This window comes from Euzebya pacifica, assembly GCF_003344865.1.
In the GTDB taxonomy this organism is placed as follows: Bacteria; Actinomycetota; Nitriliruptoria; order Euzebyales; family Euzebyaceae; genus Euzebya; species Euzebya pacifica.
Map to the genome: position 1 here is coordinate 332,749 of NZ_CP031165.1, position 17,296 is coordinate 350,044.

The 17,296-nt window shown below is 68.1% G+C and carries 15 protein-coding genes; 6 read left to right on the forward strand and 9 right to left on the reverse strand.

The features are described from left to right. Positions 1–2: 2 nt before the first annotated feature. Together DVS28_RS01385 and DVS28_RS01390 are read right to left on the reverse strand one after the other, a co-directional pair. A complete protein-coding gene (locus DVS28_RS01385; protein ID WP_164709783.1) occupies positions 3–956 on the reverse strand; it encodes a DNA double-strand break repair nuclease NurA in 954 nt (317 codons plus the stop codon). A gap of 140 nt (positions 957–1,096) precedes the next feature. After that, a complete protein-coding gene (locus DVS28_RS01390) occupies positions 1,097–3,373 on the reverse strand; it encodes a GmrSD restriction endonuclease domain-containing protein (protein ID WP_114593927.1) in 2,277 nt (758 codons plus the stop codon). A 512-nt stretch (positions 3,374–3,885) separates the two neighbouring features. On the opposite strand from DVS28_RS01390, the gene DVS28_RS01400 reads away from it, so the two are divergent. The 3 genes from DVS28_RS01400 (at position 3,886) to DVS28_RS01410 (ending at position 9,458) form a co-directional block, all read left to right on the forward strand. Then, positions 3,886–4,764, forward strand: a complete 879-nt coding sequence (locus tag DVS28_RS01400) for an SPL family radical SAM protein (protein ID WP_216826326.1) — start codon at positions 3,886–3,888, stop codon at positions 4,762–4,764. Further along, the gene (locus DVS28_RS01405) at positions 4,761–7,148 is read left to right on the forward strand and encodes a UvrD-helicase domain-containing protein (protein ID WP_114589861.1); all 2,388 of its coding nucleotides are present in this window, start codon (positions 4,761–4,763) and stop codon (positions 7,146–7,148) included. Before DVS28_RS01400 ends, DVS28_RS01405 begins: the two co-directional genes overlap by 4 nt. Before the next feature lie 132 nt (positions 7,149–7,280). Next, positions 7,281–9,458 carry a hypothetical protein gene (locus tag DVS28_RS01410; RefSeq protein ID WP_164709784.1) on the forward strand — a complete coding sequence of 726 codons (2,178 nt, stop codon included), beginning with the start codon at positions 7,281–7,283 and terminating at the stop codon, positions 9,456–9,458. Between the two features lie 157 nt (positions 9,459–9,615). On the opposite strand, the gene DVS28_RS01415 is transcribed toward DVS28_RS01410, so the two are convergent. The 7 genes from DVS28_RS01415 to DVS28_RS01440 all read right to left on the reverse strand — a co-directional run bounded on the left by DVS28_RS01415 (position 9,616) and on the right by DVS28_RS01440 (position 14,711). Next, entirely contained in the window at positions 9,616–10,278 is a 663-nt protein-coding gene (locus tag DVS28_RS01415) for an arginase family protein (RefSeq protein WP_114589863.1), read from the reverse strand. Between the two features lie 9 nt (positions 10,279–10,287). Next, entirely contained in the window at positions 10,288–11,160 is an 873-nt protein-coding gene (locus DVS28_RS01420; protein WP_164709785.1) for an SDR family NAD(P)-dependent oxidoreductase, read from the reverse strand. 38 nt (positions 11,161–11,198) lie between these two features. Beyond that, the gene (locus DVS28_RS28045; RefSeq protein ID WP_484078107.1) at positions 11,199–11,612 is read right to left on the reverse strand and encodes a DUF5655 domain-containing protein; all 414 of its coding nucleotides are present in this window, start codon (positions 11,610–11,612) and stop codon (positions 11,199–11,201) included. Positions 11,613–11,631: 19 nt separating this feature from the next. Next, positions 11,632–12,918, reverse strand: coding sequence for a hypothetical protein (locus DVS28_RS01425; RefSeq protein WP_164709787.1), 1,287 nt, complete (start codon positions 12,916–12,918; stop codon positions 11,632–11,634). 67 nt (positions 12,919–12,985) lie between these two features. Next, complete coding sequence (gene hepT / locus DVS28_RS01430; RefSeq protein WP_164709788.1) at positions 12,986–13,414, reverse strand: type VII toxin-antitoxin system HepT family RNase toxin; 429 nt, start codon at positions 13,412–13,414, stop codon at positions 12,986–12,988. After that, complete coding sequence (locus tag DVS28_RS01435) at positions 13,407–13,790, reverse strand: nucleotidyltransferase domain-containing protein (protein ID WP_216826327.1); 384 nt, start codon at positions 13,788–13,790, stop codon at positions 13,407–13,409. The genes hepT and DVS28_RS01435 overlap by 8 nt, the downstream gene beginning before the upstream one ends. A 135-nt stretch (positions 13,791–13,925) precedes the next feature. Beyond that, complete coding sequence (locus tag DVS28_RS01440; protein ID WP_114589867.1) at positions 13,926–14,711, reverse strand: arginine deiminase family protein; 786 nt, start codon at positions 14,709–14,711, stop codon at positions 13,926–13,928. A 100-nt stretch (positions 14,712–14,811) separates the two neighbouring features. Between DVS28_RS01440 and DVS28_RS01445 the strand changes: the two genes are divergently transcribed. From DVS28_RS01445 to DVS28_RS01455, 3 genes are all read left to right on the forward strand, one after another. Next, positions 14,812–15,327: a glycine cleavage system transcriptional repressor gene (locus DVS28_RS01445; protein ID WP_164709789.1), complete on the forward strand. Its 516-nt coding sequence runs from the start codon at positions 14,812–14,814 to the stop codon at positions 15,325–15,327. A gap of 108 nt (positions 15,328–15,435) precedes the next feature. Beyond that, positions 15,436–16,191, forward strand: coding sequence for an SDR family oxidoreductase (locus tag DVS28_RS01450; RefSeq protein WP_114589869.1), 756 nt, complete (start codon positions 15,436–15,438; stop codon positions 16,189–16,191). 139 nt (positions 16,192–16,330) lie between these two features. Next, entirely contained in the window at positions 16,331–17,281 is a 951-nt protein-coding gene (locus tag DVS28_RS01455) for a hypothetical protein (RefSeq protein ID WP_114589870.1), read from the forward strand. Positions 17,282–17,296: the final 15 nt, after the last annotated feature.

Here is a 17,296-nt window from a genome sequence, read left to right on the forward strand (position 1 = left end):
TCCTAGGGGGTCTGAGCGTTGAGCTGGAGTACGGCCGCGCGAACGGCGCGAAGTGCGAGGGCCGGGTTGCCTCCGACGCGGTGGAGGTGACGCTCCAGCCCCGCGATCGGCGTCAGGTTCACCGGTGCGCGGGGGTCACGATGGGGTGTTGAGGCGTAGCCCGGAAGCCATGCGCTGGCCTGTTCGAGGGTCTGTTGCGCGGTGCTGAGGCCGGCGAGCGCGGGCACCTCGATCCGCACGATGCCTGCCCAGGGGGACGCCCACGGGCCGCTGTCGCCGATCCGGAGGTAGCAGGCGAACGTGTCGGCGCCGATGGCGAAGATGCTGGTGCGTTGTCCGGGCTTGAGTTCGGGCACGCGGGCCCAGTGCTCGGGTGCAAGCATGCGACGGTGATGCGTCTTCACGTAGCCGATGACCGGTGTGCTTCGACTCTTGCGGATGTTGCTCAGGGGACCGTCGAGGACGGTGAGCCACCCGTTGTCACACAGCATTTCGCCGAGCTTGCCTTCGGCGTCGCGCATCGCCCGCTGGAGTCGGTTGCGGGCGTCGTTCATGTCCCCCGACACGGCGAAACCTGTCCAGCTCCACCCCTGCGACTGGGAGGGCAGGTCGATGGGGTAGCCACCGCACATGATGCTGACGCGTTCATGGGTGACGTAGTCGATGCGCAGGGGTGCATCGACCATGCCCAGCACGGCTCCTGTCGCCCAGCACCCGGCCAAGCCGGGCGTGACGGTGCCATCCGACTCCATACGGGTGAGTCGGGCCTCGGTGAGCATGGTGCCGTCCACGAACGCGATGCCGTCGGGCGGCCCGCACGGGGGCGGAGTGGTTGCGGTGAAGCTCCCGTCGCCCTCCACGATGTCGCACTCGACGTCCGCGGGTCCTTCCTGACCTGCGTTGAACGCAGCCCCGTAACCCACGTCGAACGGTTCGACGCCGTACAACCCTGGCAATGCTCTCTCTCCTTCTGCTCATGTGGATACTGATGCGAGCATGCCGAGTCCATCTCGTCACATGTGACGCCACAACCCTATCGGGTTCGCAGGTCTTCCATTCGTGGCGCCGTGCGAATTCGCACGGCGCCTGGAGCGATCTAGCCCCAGTGATCGCGTTGGTAGTCGATCATGTCGTCGCCGTGGAGCTGCTTCGTCGCGTTTCCCGTCCTGACCCAGAACTCGGTGGGTGATCCGCCTCCCTGATGGGGTTTGGCGAAGACGGGCTTGCCGGACGCCGCAACCGAAACGATGCAGACGTCGCGGCCCTCGGCCTCCTCGAAGTGGATTCGCACAGTGGCAGCCGTGTGCACCGACAGGTTCGCGTCGAGCACCTGTCGGAGGAACAGCTCGTAGCCGTCTCGGTTGGCCTTGCTGCCGAGCGTCTGCATGTCCAAGTCGAGGCCGATAACGTTTCCGTCGTCCTCGACCCCGACGAGCAGATTTCCACCCTCCGCGTTGAGGAACCCACAAACTGTCTTGACGATGACGTGCTCCATCTTCTTGTCGGCTTGACCAGCGCGAACGTTCCAGCGTGCGGTCGACTTGAACTCCTGCGTCTGCGACTCGCCGATGGTGATCATGTCGGCCAAAGTGGTGGAGGGGCTCGAGTGGGACCGCTCCTCCCACAGCCGCTCGAACCCGTCTCGGACTACCTCCGCGATAAGCGACCTCCGGCGCTCCAGGAACGTCATGTAGTCAAGTTGCTCCCAGCCCACGGGTAGGGCGTGCCAATAGGCCTGCCGCTTCACTCGCTCCGGTTCCATGGCCTCAGTCATCGCAGGCCAGTAGACGACCGGATCGTCGGCGCTGATGGTTGCGTTTTCGGGCCAGTCGAGGAACGCCATGTTGGCGATGGCGTTCACGCGACGTGCGCCGCTGACACCTTCCTTCCCGAGGAAGGCCTTCGGGAACAGGTGGTGGCGTTCGATGGAACGTGGAGCGGTGACGTTCGGGTCCAGCAGCTCGCGGATCCGCAGGTCGCTGAACAGGGCCTCGGCGTCGAGGAGATTGAGCGAGGCCCAGTACGCGAAGAGGACTGGCGAGCGCGCAGAGGAAGTGTCCAGACGATTGGGTAGAGAGATCTCCCAGTAGTCCCGGGTGAAGTTCGCCCGAACGATGCGGTCGAGCTCGCCGCAGAAGGCGTCTGCGTCGCCTGGGTCCAGCGCCGCGACGCGCCCGAGGTCTGCCTCGATCTGGCTCTCCGGCGACGAGGTGTAGCGGCCAGTCGTGTGGGACATGAAGAACCACCTGGCGATGACGCCGCGCAGTCGCTTGTGATCCAGCCCGAAGTCCCTCTTGCCGATCAGCCAGAGGATGTAGGTGAAGACGACCGCGTTCTCCGACGTGATCATTCGCCGGCTGCGAAATCCAGCGTGGGTCAGGCACTTGAGGAATTCGTGCCAGTTGGTCAGGTCGAGGACCTCGTCCTGTGCGTGTCGGAGTTCGTCGAACTGTTCGTCACGCCTCTCCTCAGACACATCGCCGGTCTCGAGATCCTTGCCTCGAAGGATGTTGTAGACGTGCTGCAGTCGGCCGCGCCGGAACGCAAGACCGATTCCAGCGCGGAGAAGTTGGTCGGGACTCGGGTCGATGAATGGGTTCTTCGGTGAGGGCCCCTGAACGCCGGGGTCGACAGCATCGCGGCAGAACTGCTCGAGCTGACGACGACCCTTCTCCCAGTGCACCGACATCAAGGTGAGGATGAAGTCGGCTTGGTTCAGCTTGACGCCCTCGGAGTTGATGCGAACGAAGATCTCTGCGACCTGCCCCTCGTCGGCCGCTGCGTTCAGCTCGATGACCTGAAAGCGAAAGTTCTGCAGGTCGTAGACGCGGTCGATCCTGTCCTCGAGTGCGTCCTCGTCTGCCTCGGTCAGATCGCCGTCCCGAGCCTCGGCGAGACGAGCGAGGAATCCCCGGACGGTGGGTCGATACCCGTTGTTCCACAGCGCAGTGATGTCCGGTATGAACTCTGGGTCCTTCTCGATGGCCGCGTCCGTCACCTCGAAGGACTCGTCGCTCGGTCGGAAGGCGATACGAATGCGCTTCTCCTGGAACGTCTTGGTCAGGACTGCCTGGCCGGTGAGGACCGCGTAGAGGGACGTGAGACGTTGCTGACCATCGACGATCAGCATCTTCGCCACACGTTCGCTGTCGCCCCCACCCACCTGTCGGGTACCGACATCGGCGCCGGTCTCCCAGAACATCAGCGTGCCGACTGGATAGCCGCGGTAGAGCGAGTCGAACAAGTCGCGGGTCTTTGCCGAGGACCAGACGAATGGCCGTTGGATGTCAGGAAGCGCGATGTTTCCGTGCTTGATGTCCTCGACCAAGTGGGTCAGGGAGTAGCCGGTGTCGCGGTAGAGCGTGGGGGTCAATGGGGGGCCTTCGGAGAAGCTGGGCGGGTACTGCATGGACTAGAACGACAGTTGGTCGCTTGCGTTGCGGTCCTGCTGCACCGGTCCTCGCCCTTCCTGTAACCCATGTACAGCTAGCCGGATTGTCGCTAGGCTGTCTGGATGGCCCCTCCGCGGGTCGGAGTGTTCAGTCGCGAGGGGTGTTCACATGGGCGATCTGCATTTGGGTGGATCCAAGGTCTCGCTGCGGGCGCACGCGCAGAGGGACGGACGGATCCTGCTCATCGCTGAAGCCACCGGCGAGGTGGTCCACACGTTCGAGGACCACGCCGAGGGGATGCAGTGTCTGACGAGCTTGGCCACGGCGTTGACCAGCCCCGATGCACGGACTCGCACACGGGTTGAACGCACGAGTCGCGCCCAGACCCTTCAGGACGACGGGGACGGTCGGGCCTACCGCGTTGAGGACATCCGACGGGTCCCTGCTGAGCGATCCCAAGGGCCCCTCCGAACCGTTCCCGACGGGGCTGCCCATGACTGTTGAGGGGACAAACCGCGCGGACGAGCAACTGTCGCTCTTGGGAATGGAACAAGGGTCGGAAGGCCCCGAAGAGCTTGGCGGCGCACGGATTGCCTACAAGGACACGTCGACAATCCTCACGCGGGCCAGCGGGTTCATGTCCGACTACGACTTCACGCTCAACCCCTACCGCGGATGTGCGTTCGGTTGCCCCTACTGCTACGCCGCCTTCTTCACGCGGGACACGGCGGAGCAGGACTCCTGGGGACGTTGGGTGGAGGTCAAGTCCAACGCACTCGCGAAGCTGCGTCGCATGCGCACGCCTCTGGAAGGTGCCCGCATCTACATGAGTAGCGTCACCGACCCCTACCAGCCCATCGAACGCCATCTCCAACTGGTCAGATCACTGCTCGAGGAGCTCGTCAATCTCCAGCCGCGACTGGTTGTCCAGACCAGGAGCCCGCTCGTCACGCGTGATGTCGACCTACTCGGTCAGCTGCGGACAGTCCGCGTCAACATGACGGTGACCACCGACGACGACGAGGTTCGGCAGGCCTTCGAACCTCGGTGCTCCCCCATCGATGCGCGGTTGCGTGCCATCGCAGAGGTTCACGAGGCGGGACTCCCCGCCTCGATCACCATGACTCCTCTGCTGCCAGTCGCCGATCCGACGAGCTTCGCGCAACGCCTCCTGGCGACTGGAGTCACACATTTCGTCGTGCAGCCGTTCCACACCGGTCGCAGTCGGTTCGTGGCGGGGACCGGCAAAGCGGCGCTGGCCATGGTCGAAGAACGGTCGTGGACCCAGGAGCGCTACCGAGAGACGGTCGAGGTCCTGCGGGCACTACTACCGACACTGGACGAGGGACGGGAGGGGTTCGCACCAGCATGAAGGACGACCGGATTGTCGAGCTTCGAGGCGCCCTCGCGCAGGCAATCGTCAGGGGATGCCGGGAGCTCTTCGGAGGACGCCGCTGGTCACGATTCGATCTGGCCCGCAGCCTGGAGGAGCTCTGGCTGCTCAGCCGGGGTGAGGACTGCTGCTACGACCGGCCAAGCATCGGGCTGAACTACGCGCTCTGGTACCAAGGGCGACGAGTCCAGGACGTGCTCCGCACGGTGGGGCCGTCGTGGGGCGACCGCCCAGTCGACACCATTGTCGACCTCGGTGCCGGAACCGGGGCGACGGCATGGGCGCTGGCGGTGGCGATGACTGGTGGACTCTCGGTCGGCCACCCCCGTGTAGTTCTGGTAGACGGCAGCCCGCCCATGTTGCAGGCGGCAGAAGCCCTCTGGGAGAGCCTGCAGCGCGACACCACCTTCGGTCCGGCGGCGCGTCGAATAGAGATCACGTTCGAGTGCACGACCTGGACCCGGCCCCCGTTCAGCGCCCCTGGTGCGGAGTGCATCGCCTCGTACCTCTTCGACCACTCGAGCCGAGCACGTCTCGGCGAAGTCGCTTCCGCCTTCGACCGAGCAACCTCGACACTCGGTGTCCGACGGGTTCACCTGCTCTCAGCCAACGGCAAGCGGCCTGTTCTGGACGCGGTCGTCACGCGGTTGGGCGGTCATGGATGGGTTCCCCGCCCGGCTTCGCAGCACCCGCCATGGTGGACAGGTGCTGTTGAGGGCCTGGGAGATGCGCGTGAAGCAGTGCTGGCTGGCGTGCCGACCGATCTTCCGTGGCGGAACAAGGCCCCATCCTTCGATGGGGATTCCGTCGTCGCCACCCGGTTGGATCGGGAGGAGTTGGCCGTCGCCCCCGACCATCCTGTTGCTCCCTTCCAACCCGATCCCGCACAGGAACGAGCCTGCATCCCGGACGGCCGGCTGACGCTCGTCGTGGGGGCCGCAGGTTCCGGCAAGAGTCGCGTGCTCGTCGAACGACTCCACCGGACGCTCGAGACCAGTCGTGATGCTGCAGAGGTTCTCGTCACCACGTTCAACATCGACCTGCTGCACCAGCTGGGTCGCTGGTTCGCCGAGACGATCGATCCGACCGAGTGGGAGCGCCGCAAGGCCTGTGATGGTGACTTCACCTTCAGTGCGCGACATGACCTGCTGTCCCGACACCGTGTGCGGTTCCTGAACTGGGACAAGGTTCCGACGAGGCTCTTCGGTCAGAAGGGAAACGTCAACATGGACAGCGAGCTGCCGCTCGAGCGGAGGGTCCAGCAGCTGGCCGCACAGAACGGGTGGTCGCTGGACGAACCGGGCAACCGGACCGCCCTGCAGCCACAGTTCCTCCTCGCCGAGTTGCACAGGGTCATCTGGGGGCTGGATGCCAGAACGCTCGACGACTACCTCCGAGTGAACCGCGTGGGACGGCTGCTCCCGCTGCACGGCTTCCTGCGTCGGCGAGTCTGGGACGTGGTGATGGGCCCGGGGCACCCAGAAACCTTCAGTCACCGACGTATTGCGATCTCGCCGCTCGCCCAGCCCAAGGACGTCTTCGACCACGTGTTCATCGACGAGTGCCAGGACTTCACGCCTGCCGACTTCACGCTCGCTGCTCGGATGGTCGCGGATACGAGGAACCTCGTCGCGGTAGGGGACTCCGCTCAGTCGATGCATCTTGGTCCCGCGTATCGCCGACCGGGCCAGATGCCAGGCGCGAACGGACAGCGGCGGCTCTGGAGTCGGCACGAGCTGGACGCAACCTACCGACTGCCGCTCCGGCTGTGCGAGGCGATCATTCCGGTCGCACGGAAACTCGGGCTCGCTCGCGGTCAGACGCTCGCCGACGAGGTGGACCTTCTCGACACGGTCGACTTGCGGGCCGTCAGCAGCGCGCTCCTCGGAATGCGGCCGGTCGTCCTGGCCGGAACGGACGACGAGATCGTCAGTCAGCTGGCCGAGGTTCTCGCGGAGTACGAGCCGCTGTTCCATCAACGCGACGGAGCCGGGATCATCACGTTCGCTGACGGACGGCCCGTGCCGGAGCGCCGAATGGTCGAGCAGGCGATCCCCTCGTCGTGCACGGCAGAGTTCCGTTCGATGCGTGCGATCAAAGGGCTGGAACGCCCGGCGGTGGTCTGGACCACAGGACTCGAACTGCCTACTCACGAATCCGCAGAACAATGGATCTACACCATCCTCACGCGTCCCACCGCGCTGCTCGTTGTCGTGCTGTCCGACTTCATGGACCAAGTCGCCACGGACGTCATTGCGTCCCTCGACCCTCGGCGCCTCATCCCGTGGACACCTGACGCAGAAGCAGCGCTGCGAACGATCCGTGACACAACTACGACCCAACCAGTGCCAACGGCCGGTTGAGCCAGCGAGCATCCCCGGATGCTCCCCGAGTCGAAGGACACCAACCACGTTCTAAAGAAATCGACGTTTCGGACCGACGGTCGTTGTATTGGTCGGTGGAAGGGGTCCGCCGGGTTGGGAACTGGAGGGAACATGTCGCAACTCATGGCATACCGAGGCTGCTCTCGGCTGGAGTACCGGAACCAGAACATCAAGCTGCTCCGAGGGCTGGAGGGGGAACGAACTCGGTCGAGCTACCGAACGGTTTGGCTCGGCGACAACGTTCGAGATCTCCTGCGCCAAGATCCCAACCCGGTTGTGATCGCGGGGCTTGTCGATCGAGCGCAGACCCAGGTGCTTCCACTTCGACAGATGATCGTCATCGATCACGAGTTCACCGGCGACGTCCTGCGTCTCACGTTCGAGCTGGCCTCATACATCTCTGTGGGGGACGGCGGTCCCGTGCCGTTGACATCGTGGGCCGCCGGCCGCCCCGCTCCTCCAAGGTGCTACCTGTCGACCTTGGAGAACCCCGCGTTGCCCGTCCGGGTGCTCCGGGATCCCGAGGTGAGCCAACGCTGGAGGCAGGCGGTCGATTTCCTGGCCGCGTCGTGGGACTTCTCGTCCACCGGGTTCTTCCGGCTACAGGCGCCCGGGGCCGGTCTAGTCGGGCACGCCCGCGGCCCCGTTCTGGAGGCTTCGGAAGGGTCTCGAAGCTCGGTCCGACTCGAGTCCTACAACCCTCACCTCCCCGAGGAGACATGGAGCGCGATGCGACTTCGGGTGGCAGGGAGTGGGAGCTTGGTCGAAGTGGAGGGCGGGGACGTCCATCTGGACCGCGATGGCTTCATCGATCTGTCGCTGCGGCCCATGGAAGAGGGTCCAGGACAGCTGCAGATCCGGGTCGACCCGGACCCGCAGTTCTCCACCTACATCCCACTGACGGTCAAGGCCAGCCGTGACGTGACACGCAGGCATCACAAGACCGTCATGCTCGGGCGCGAGTGGGAACGCTGCCTCGATGGTCTTCGAACGACCTTGGATGATCGCACCACACTTCTGTCGGTGCTGAACCAGCTGGCTCAGGTGTTCCCGGACAGCGCTCCTCTCCAGCAACACCGAGGTCGCGTTCTGTACGACCAAGAGCGTTTCGTCGAGGCGAGGGAGGCCCTTGATCGATCCTTGGCGCTGCGCGAGGACTCTGCAACGGTGGCCTACAACCTGTTCGCGGCGCTCAAGCGTGGTGAACGCGCCGCATCAGCAGAGCTGCTCGGACGGCTGAATCTGTCCGTGCACAGGTTCTTCGAGGAGCTCCTTCGGATTGTGAGTGAACTCGACGAGTCGATGGCGTTGCACGTCGTCGAGGTCGGGTTCGACCTGTTCGACGACGACAAGCGGCATCGGTTGATTCGCTCTGCGGCAGCGGTCGTCCGCACCGAGTCCGGAGTCGTTCGGTTGGGAGATCTTTGGGGCATGTCGGCTCCTCTGGACGCACTCCGGTACGTCCACGAAGTCGCCGCCGACCAGTCCGACTGGCACCGTGCTAGCTGCCTGGTCGTCGAGATGGCTGAACGGATCGGCGGACATTCTGTTGCGACGGGCCATGCTCGCCGCATCGTGCGTTGGCGAGGCGGTGCTCCCGCTGATGCGCTGGCGTGCTGGCACGCCTACGGACGGTCGATTCGCGATCCACGCGAGAGAACTGCCGTGCTGCTCGACAACGCCCGTGGCGTCGTTGCAGACCACCCAGGAGCACCCGAGGGGATCGAGTTCGCACTCCTCGCAGCAAGTCGAGCTCTCGACTTGGGGCAGATAGAAGTTGCCTCGCAGGCCCTCCCCATCGCCGCACACCACATCGCGGTCGGCGGCTTCACCGGAACCGAGGTTCAGGGTCGTCTCGACGCTCTCCGGGTCTCTCTGGAGGCCGCACTCGCGCAGTGGACTGTGGTGGAGGACGCGACCGAAGCCCGACGCCGTGACCTGTCGGTGCGACTGCGGCCGTTGCTGAGCGGTCGCACTCTGGCGATCCTCGGCAGCCCGACCGCTCGAGCCGACGTGGACCAGATTGCGGCAGACCTCGGCGTTCGGGTTCTGTCCTTCCCCAGCACCGTGGAGAACCCGGTGGATGAACGGCGTCTCCGTGCGCTCTCACCACAGGGGCTGATCGTGGTCGCACTCTGGGAGCACATGAATCACCTCAAGGCACCCACGAAGGAGTGGTTGAAGCAGTACGACGTCCCGTTCCTCCAGATTCGTGGCACTGGGGGGTTGTTGATCGAAGAGCTTTGGGAGCGATTGGGGCGCGATGGCGTCCCTCTGGCGGTTCGTTAACTCCCCAGACCTTGGTCCTGTCCGGAACCTCGCATCGGGTTGGCTGTCCCTAGCGGCGCGAGGACCTTGGCGAGGGTTGCCGAGTCACGGTCGCGGTGGCGGGCTTTGCCTGCCGCGGAGCACTCCATGATGGAGGCGCACCGGACGTGGTGAGCGCCTACGACGCGGCGAGGATCGCCGTCAGGTGATCCGGCTTGACGCCGTATGGCTCGGGGAAGTCGATGCTGGTGAAGTGCATCGCGTCGAGCACGTCGAGGTCGAGGTGGATGTGGACCGCCGACGCCCCGTCGAGGGCGGCCAGAACCTGGTCTACGGAGGCGTCGACGGGGAGGACGGGGATGGTGTGTTCGTCGATCCAGCGCTGCTCCTCCGGGTCGGTGGCGCGCACGCCCAGGTAGACCAGCCGGTTGGGGGCCTCGGCCATGGCGGTCCGTGCAACCATCCCGTGGACCGCGCCGGACGGTGAGCTCATCACCGTGTTGGCGTCGGCGTGGGCGTCCGGCCACAGCACTCGCACGCCCGGGTCGGCCACCGAACGCTGCAGCGCCGCGAGGTCGGCGGAGCAGTCCCCTCCCACGATCCGGATCGGCGCGTCCGGTGGCAGCTCCGCCAGGGTCGCGGCCAGCGCAACCCGGGTGGCCTCCACCGCCGCACCACCACGCGGCAGGTCGGGGACGGCCAGTGACTCGTGGTCACCGCCCAGCGCCTCCAGCACCATCTGCGTCCCCGCCTCGATCCGCTCGGCGTCGGCGACGGACGAGCCCTGCCACAGCGGCACGGCGATGGTCAGGGGCGGCGCGGACTCCGGGGTGGTGGACACGCCCCCACGCTAGTGCGAGCTGGCGAACCGACGCTGCAGCGCCCGGCCGGTGGTCAGCAGCGACGTGGGGGCGACGATGCGGGCGGCGTCCAGCAGCAGCCCCGCCGGCGGCGCCAACCGCCGGGGACGGTCGACCATGGCGCTGGCCAGCATGTTGGCGGCCTGCTCGGCGGTCAGGGCCGGCGCCCCGTCGTAGCTGGCCGTCGGGGCGATCATCTCGGTCCGCACCAACGGCAGGTACGCCGACGTCACGCGGATCCCCTCCTCCACCAGCTCCGCTGCCACCGATCGGCTGTAGGCATCCAGCGCCGCCTTGCTGCCCAGGTACGCCGCGAACTTCGGCGGCGTCGCCAGCACGCCGAGGGTCAGGCAGTTGATGATGTGCCCGTCCCCGGCCTCCAACATCCCGGGCAGCACCCGGTGCATCAGCCGCACCGGCGCGAGGTAGTTCAGCTGCACGGTCCGCTCGACGTCGTGGAACCGGTCGAAGGAGTCCGTCACCCGACGACGGATCGACCGGGCAGCGTTGTTGACCAGCACGTCGACGTGGCCGTGCGCGGCCAGCACCTCCTCCGCCGTCGCGTCCAGCGCCTCGAGGTCCGACAGGTCACACGGGTGCACGCTCACCGTCCCGCCCTCGGCGCGGATCTCCTCCGCCAGCTCGGCCAGCGCGTCCTCCCGCCGGGCGACCAGGGCAACCGTGGCCCCCGCTCGGCCGCACTGCAGGGCCAGCGCCCGACCGATCCCCGCCGACGCCCCTGTGACGAGGACGGTCCGACCGCCGATGGCGCGCCGCAGCTCCTCCTCCTGCGGCTCCTTGATGCGGGGCCCGCCCATGGTGACGGAGTAGGCGGCGCTGGCGAGTCGACTGCGGGTGCTCATGTCGGCGAGTCTCGCAGCCGCCGCCCGGCCCACCGCGGTCAGCCGGCGTCGGCCTCGTAGGCCTCGGTGACCAGGTCCAGCAGCGCCGGGCTGATGTCGTCGGGCGTCCGCAGGTTGTAGGTGTGGAAGTGGGAGGACCCGTGGGACTGGACCTTCAGGTCCGGGCGCGGGCTGGTCACGACCCGGGGCAGCTTGACCATCAGCGCCACCCACCAGGTCTTCGTCCGCAGCTGCGCGAACGTGCTGGACCGCTTGACGAACAAGCCGACCTGGACGGGCTCGACAAGCGCCTCCGGCAGCTGGGCGAGGTGGGCCAGCACCGGCCGGACCACCGGCGGTTCGTGCGGCGGCGCGGTGGCCAGGTACTCCTCCAACGTCAGGCCGGGGGAGCAGGTGTGGCCCTGCCGGGGCTTGCCGAACTGCCGACCGCACTCGGGGCACGTCCATCGCACGAGCTGCAACCCCGCCCGGCTACGCGGGTGGCCAGCGGAGCGGTTCGCCCAGCTTCACGGTGACCGACCGGGCGGCGGTGTGCTCGCCGGAGGAGCGGAGCAGGCCGTCGGCGCCGATCAGCATCCAGCTGACGCCGAGGCCGCCGATGTGGGTTGCCTGGTCGCCCCGCCATTGCTCCTTCCACACGCTCTCCCCGATGGCGGTGGTGCAGTCGAGCACGAGGACGTCGGTGGTCGACCCTGCTCGGGTCAGCTCGTGGAGCAACGCGGCCACGGCGGTCGGGGTCAGGCCCGACGGGCCCGGCGTCTCGGCTGCTCGGAGGTACTCGTCGGCCCGCGTCACCAGCCGGGTGGCCACGTCGACCGCCGCGCGGGCGCGATCCACGTCGGGTTCGTGGGCGGCCAGCCACTCCTCCAGCTTGGCGATCCTGGCCTGCAGCTCGGCCCGGCCCTTCCCGCTGTCGAGCAGGTCGTCGTGGGTCTTGACCAGCCCCGCCAGGACTCCCCGCTGCCGCGTGACCTCCGCCGCACGGCCGCCCGTGACGTGCTGGGCGGTGAACGACGTCACCTCGTCGGCCAGGCGGTCGCGCGTGATGGCCAAGGTCGCCAGGGCCTGGGTGACCTCGTTGTCCGGGATCGTCGTGCACGCGGCGAGGCGCACCAGCACGTCCCGCTGGCGCAGGCTGCGGGCCACGGCCGCGACGACGACCTCGTCGGCGACCGACACGGTGCTGGGACGAACCGTGATGTCGGTCTTCAGCAGCTCGAGCACCGCCGGCGCGGCAGCCGCCACGGCCCCGAGCGCCTTGAGTCCCGTGACCATGGCTCCCGGCGGGATACCCATCAGGATCTCGCCCAGCCCGTCGATGCCCTTCCCCTCCTCCTCCCGCACGGGTTCGGGGAGCGGGACCGGCGTGGCGGCGTCAGGCGGGACGAGCGCGGCGCTGGCGGCTTCCAGCCGGTCGGTCAACGCCGCCACCTCGGCCATCATCTGCCGGGCTTGGCTGCTGGCGTGGGTGACGTCGAGGTCGGTGACGACCAGCACGGTCCGTCCGGCCATCGACGCGTCCTGCACGATGCGCTGCACCACCCCGTCGGCAAGCTCGTCGGCCGCGTCCTGGGCGATCAGCCGGGGCAGCTGGGACTCGCCGTCGCCGACGTCCAGCGACCGGTCGGGCACGTCGACCGACAGGTCCGGCATCGTCGCCGTCGCCCCCTCCGCGATCGTCTTGCGGTACCCGGCCATCCGCGCCTCGCGCTGGAGTGCAAGCTCCTCCGGGTCGAGCACGATCTCCTGGTCTGCCATGGCGTGCACCTCCGGCACGTGACGAGCCTGTCCGTGGACTCTACGCCCGTGCGGGGCATGCGTGAGGTCAGGACTCGTCCTGCGCAGCGGCCCACCGACGAACCTGGTCGATGAACTGCTGCAGCTCGTGGAGGTCATCGAGGCTGTCGAGCACGATCTCGTCATCCACGTCGGCGTAACCGTGCACCAGGACGTTGCGGAAGCCCGTCGCCCGGGCCAGACGGTCGGCGAGGGCCGGTTCGATGACGTCATGCTGGCCCAGGAGTCGCACGGCGTGGCCCGAATCCTCCGCCGGCCCCCACAGCTCGGACGCCAGCAGATGGTGGGCGACGTCGAGCACCGCCTCGATCGCCGTGACGAACCGGTACTTGGTACCGGACAGGCGTGCTTCGTCCTCGCGAAGTGTCTGTCGGTCCTCGTCTGCGCGTGCCAGCAGGATCGACAGCTGTTCCCCGAGCCGCTGGAGGAGCCGGGCAAGCCGGACGGCGTCAACCACGATGCAGCACCGTCTCGACGAGCGCGCGGCGGCGGTGTGCCTCGTCGAGGTAGCGCTTGGAGGTCTCTGCCTGCCACGCCACGCGCGCCGGAGGGTCGTCGTCGAGGATCAGTATCCCGTGCTGCGCGACGCGCCCCGCCAGTTCGAGTCCGGCGTCGTCGAGGACGAGCAGGTCCACGGTGGCGGGCAGCTCGACGTTCCACGGGCGTGTGGGTTGGCCGAACCAGGCGGCGACGTCGACGTCGGATCCCGGTCGATGGGTTCCTGCCACCCGGCTGCCGTGGAGGTAGGCGAACACGGCTCCACCGGCTCGAAGGGCCGCGCTGACACTGTCGAGCGTCACGCCCGACGGCAGCTCCACCTCGTCACTGGCCACGCCTCGAGTCTACGGGCCGGTGGACTGGTTCGGCGGTCCACCGGGCCCCCACGACCATGCAGCGCCACGGCCCCAACCCGTCACGCTCGCCCCCGCCGACGGGGACCTGCTGATCTTCGCGGGCGACAACGTCCCTCACCAGCGGAGGGAGAGGCAGGTCAGGCCGCCGTCCATGCGTCCGATATGGGTGAGGGGGACCTCGATGACCCGGGTTCGTCGTCCGGCGATCCGGGCGGCGGCGCGGGCGCCCTCCGGGACGAGGGTCACCTCGCCGAGGGGGACCACGTTGGCATGGTTGACGTCGTCGACGAGGACCTCGTCGAGCCCGGCCAGGGCGAACACGTCGGCGGGTGGACGCATGGCGGCGGCACGCAGCACCGTGCCCGGCGTCACCTCGGTCAGGCCGGTCTTGAGGTGCAGCACCCCCTGGATGCGGATGATGGAGACGGGCCAGGCCGGGTGGTGTCGGGCGAGGATGCCGGCCAGCGCCCGGGCTCCAGCGATGTTGGTGCGCCTCGACAGCCCGACGAGGACCCGGTCGGCGGCGATGAGCACGTCGCCCCCGTCGAGGGTTGCGTCGGGCCCGCCGACGTCGGTCAGGCGGAGCTTCGTGGGATGGGGGAGCGCCTCGGCGACGGCGTCGACCTCGCCCCGTCGTTCGGGCGCCCCCGGGTTGGTCAGTACGACCAGCTCCGGGCCGAGGCAGACGGCGACGTCCTCCACGAAGTAGCCGTCGGGACGGTCGGGATCGGCGGGCAGCTCGATGACCTCCAGTCCCGCGTCGCGGAGGGCGGTCACGCTGGCGGCGTGCTCGGCGGCGATCGCCTCGGGGTCGGCGGGCTCGTGGACGTCGGTCAACCCCTCCGCGGCGTTCGGTCCGGGGTGGCGGACGAGCGCGTGGGTCGGGGGTTGCAGCAGCACCCGGGCAGCCTACTGCCCTCTGTCAGACGAGGAGGGGTGCCGGCCGGCCGCGACGCAGACCGGGACGCCTGGGGTCGACGTCGTGGGCTACGGTGCGCGGATGGAGTCCTTCGTGCTGTCCATGATCGGTGCCGACCGGGCCGGGCTCGTCGAGGCGCTCGCCGAGGTCGTCGCCGACCACGGTGGCAGCTGGGAACGCAGCCAGGTCACGGAGATGGCCGGGGTGTTCGCCGGCGTGGTGCTGGTGCGCCTGCCGGCCGAGCGGTCCGAGGACTTCCGGGGTGCGCTCGAGCCGTTGCACGATCGAGGACTTCTCGACGTGACCGTCCGACCGGCGACCGTGGAGGACCCGCCCAGGAGCGCGCTGACGGTGCGGGTCGAGGTCGTCGGAGCCGACCGGCCCGGGATCGTCCACGACGTCTCCCGCCGCCTGGCCTCCCTCGGTGTCGGCATCGTGGACCTGCGCACGTGGACCGAGCCGGCCGCGATGGCCGAGACGCCGTTGTTCAAGGTCGCCGCGGTGGTGCGCCTGCCCGAGGGCACCGACGGCCACGACGTCACCGCTGCGCTGGAGGACCTGTCCGGCGACCTCATGGTGGACGTCGTCGTCGACTGACCCCGCTGGCGTCGCGGTCGAGTCGGCCTCACCGTTCGGACCGTTCGAGATGGGGTAGGCCTTGGGGCACGAGCCCGAGCCGCGGGCGACGATGCAGGAGACACAGCCATGAGCACCGAATCCACCGGAAACCGACTCGAGGGCAAGGTCGCCCTGATCAGCGGAGGGGCCAGGGGGATGGGGGCGAGTCACGCCCGGGCGATGGTGGCCGAGGGAGCCCGGGTCGTCATCGGCGACATCCTCGACGAGGAGGGCAACGCGCTTGCCGACGAGCTCGGTGATGCGGCTGTCTATGTCCACCTGGATGTGACCGACCGGGCGCAGTGGGCGGACGCGGTCGCCACCACGGTGAAGCGGTTCGGCAGCCTCAACGTGCTGGTCAACAACGCCGGTATCGCCAACTTCGCGCCGATCGGTGAGTACACCGGTGAGCAGTGGGACACCCTCATCGGCATCAACCTGACGGGGGTGTTCAACGGGATGACCGCCAGCGTGGATGCCCTCAAGGCCGGGGCGCCCAGCTCGATCATCAACATCTCCTCCACCGCGGGCCTGCAGGGCTTCGCCAGCCTGCCGGGGTACAGCGCGGCCAAGCACGGCCTCGTCGGCCTGTCCAAGTCCGCCGCCCTTGACCTCGGCGCCGACAACGTCCGGGTCAACACCGTCCACCCCGGTGTGATCGCCACCCCGATGACCGATGGCATGGAGACCCCGCAGACCCACGTGGCGATGAAGCGGGTCGGCCAGCCCGAGGAGGTGTCGGCGATGATCGTCTTCCTCGCCAGCGACGAGTCCAGCTTCTCCACAGGCGCGGAGTTCGTGGCCGACGGCGGCGAGACGGCAGGCCTGGCGCCTTCTGAGTAAGCCGCTCTGCCGTCAGGGTTGACGGTGGGAGGCATGCACAGTGCGGTCGGACGTGGTGCGAACCGAGCACTACGAGGGGGCAGCGGGCGACGCCATGCGTTGTTCCCCCCACCGCTCACTGATGCAGAGGACAGCCCTGATGAACGCCGAACCCGTCACCCCGCCCAGCTCGTCGAGGAGGGACCGCCGCACCTTCCTCGTCATCACCGCCGTGATCGTCGCCGTCCTCGGCGGCGTGGCGGTCAACAACTACGCGACCAACCAGCAGACGCTGGACAACCTGGCCGCCGCCCGGTCGGACGTGGCCGAGCTCGAGGAGGACAAGGAGGCGTTGTCCTCCGCCCTCGACGGCGTGACCACCGAACGCGACGAGCTCGTGGGCCTGCTCGACGACGCCGCCGGCCAGCTCGACGACACCACCACCCAGCTGGCGGACGCCCACGCCGACAACGCGGCCCTGGTCGAGGAACGCGACGACGCCCTGGCCGCCCAGGAAGCAGCCGTGGCCCAGACCCTCGCCCTCCGCGAGCAGTACGACCCGCAGATCGCCGCCGAACGGCAGGCCGCCTTCGACGCCGGCGTCGCCGCTGACTGTGCGTCCTCCATCGACGCCGGTGCCATCCGGCTCCCCTCCTGGGACGACGACTTCGCGTCCATCGACGGGCTCGACCGCCAGACCTACGAGACCGCCGTCGACGCCTGCGCCACGCCGGTCATCGCCCAGGGTGTGCGCGGCCGTTGCCAGGATCCGGCGGACGTCGAGCAGGTCGTCCGCGACCCCGACGCCTTCACCGGCGACTGCGTCGAGCTGGTCGTCGACATCGTCCAGTTCGACCAGGCCACCGGCCCGTGCGGGTTCCGCGCCTACTTCGACACCACCGCCCACCGCTGGTCGCACGACTACAAGGGCGACAACGGCATCTTCGCCGCCGCCGACCCCTGCCCGTTCCTGACCGCCGTCGGCGTCGACGACGTCGTTCGGATCTGGGCCGAGGTCCGCGGCGAGCTGTCGTACTCCACCACCCTCGGCGGCACCAGCCACGCCGTCTCGTTCCACGTCGTGGATGCCGAGCTGATCACGGACAACTAGGTGTTTGGGGGGAGG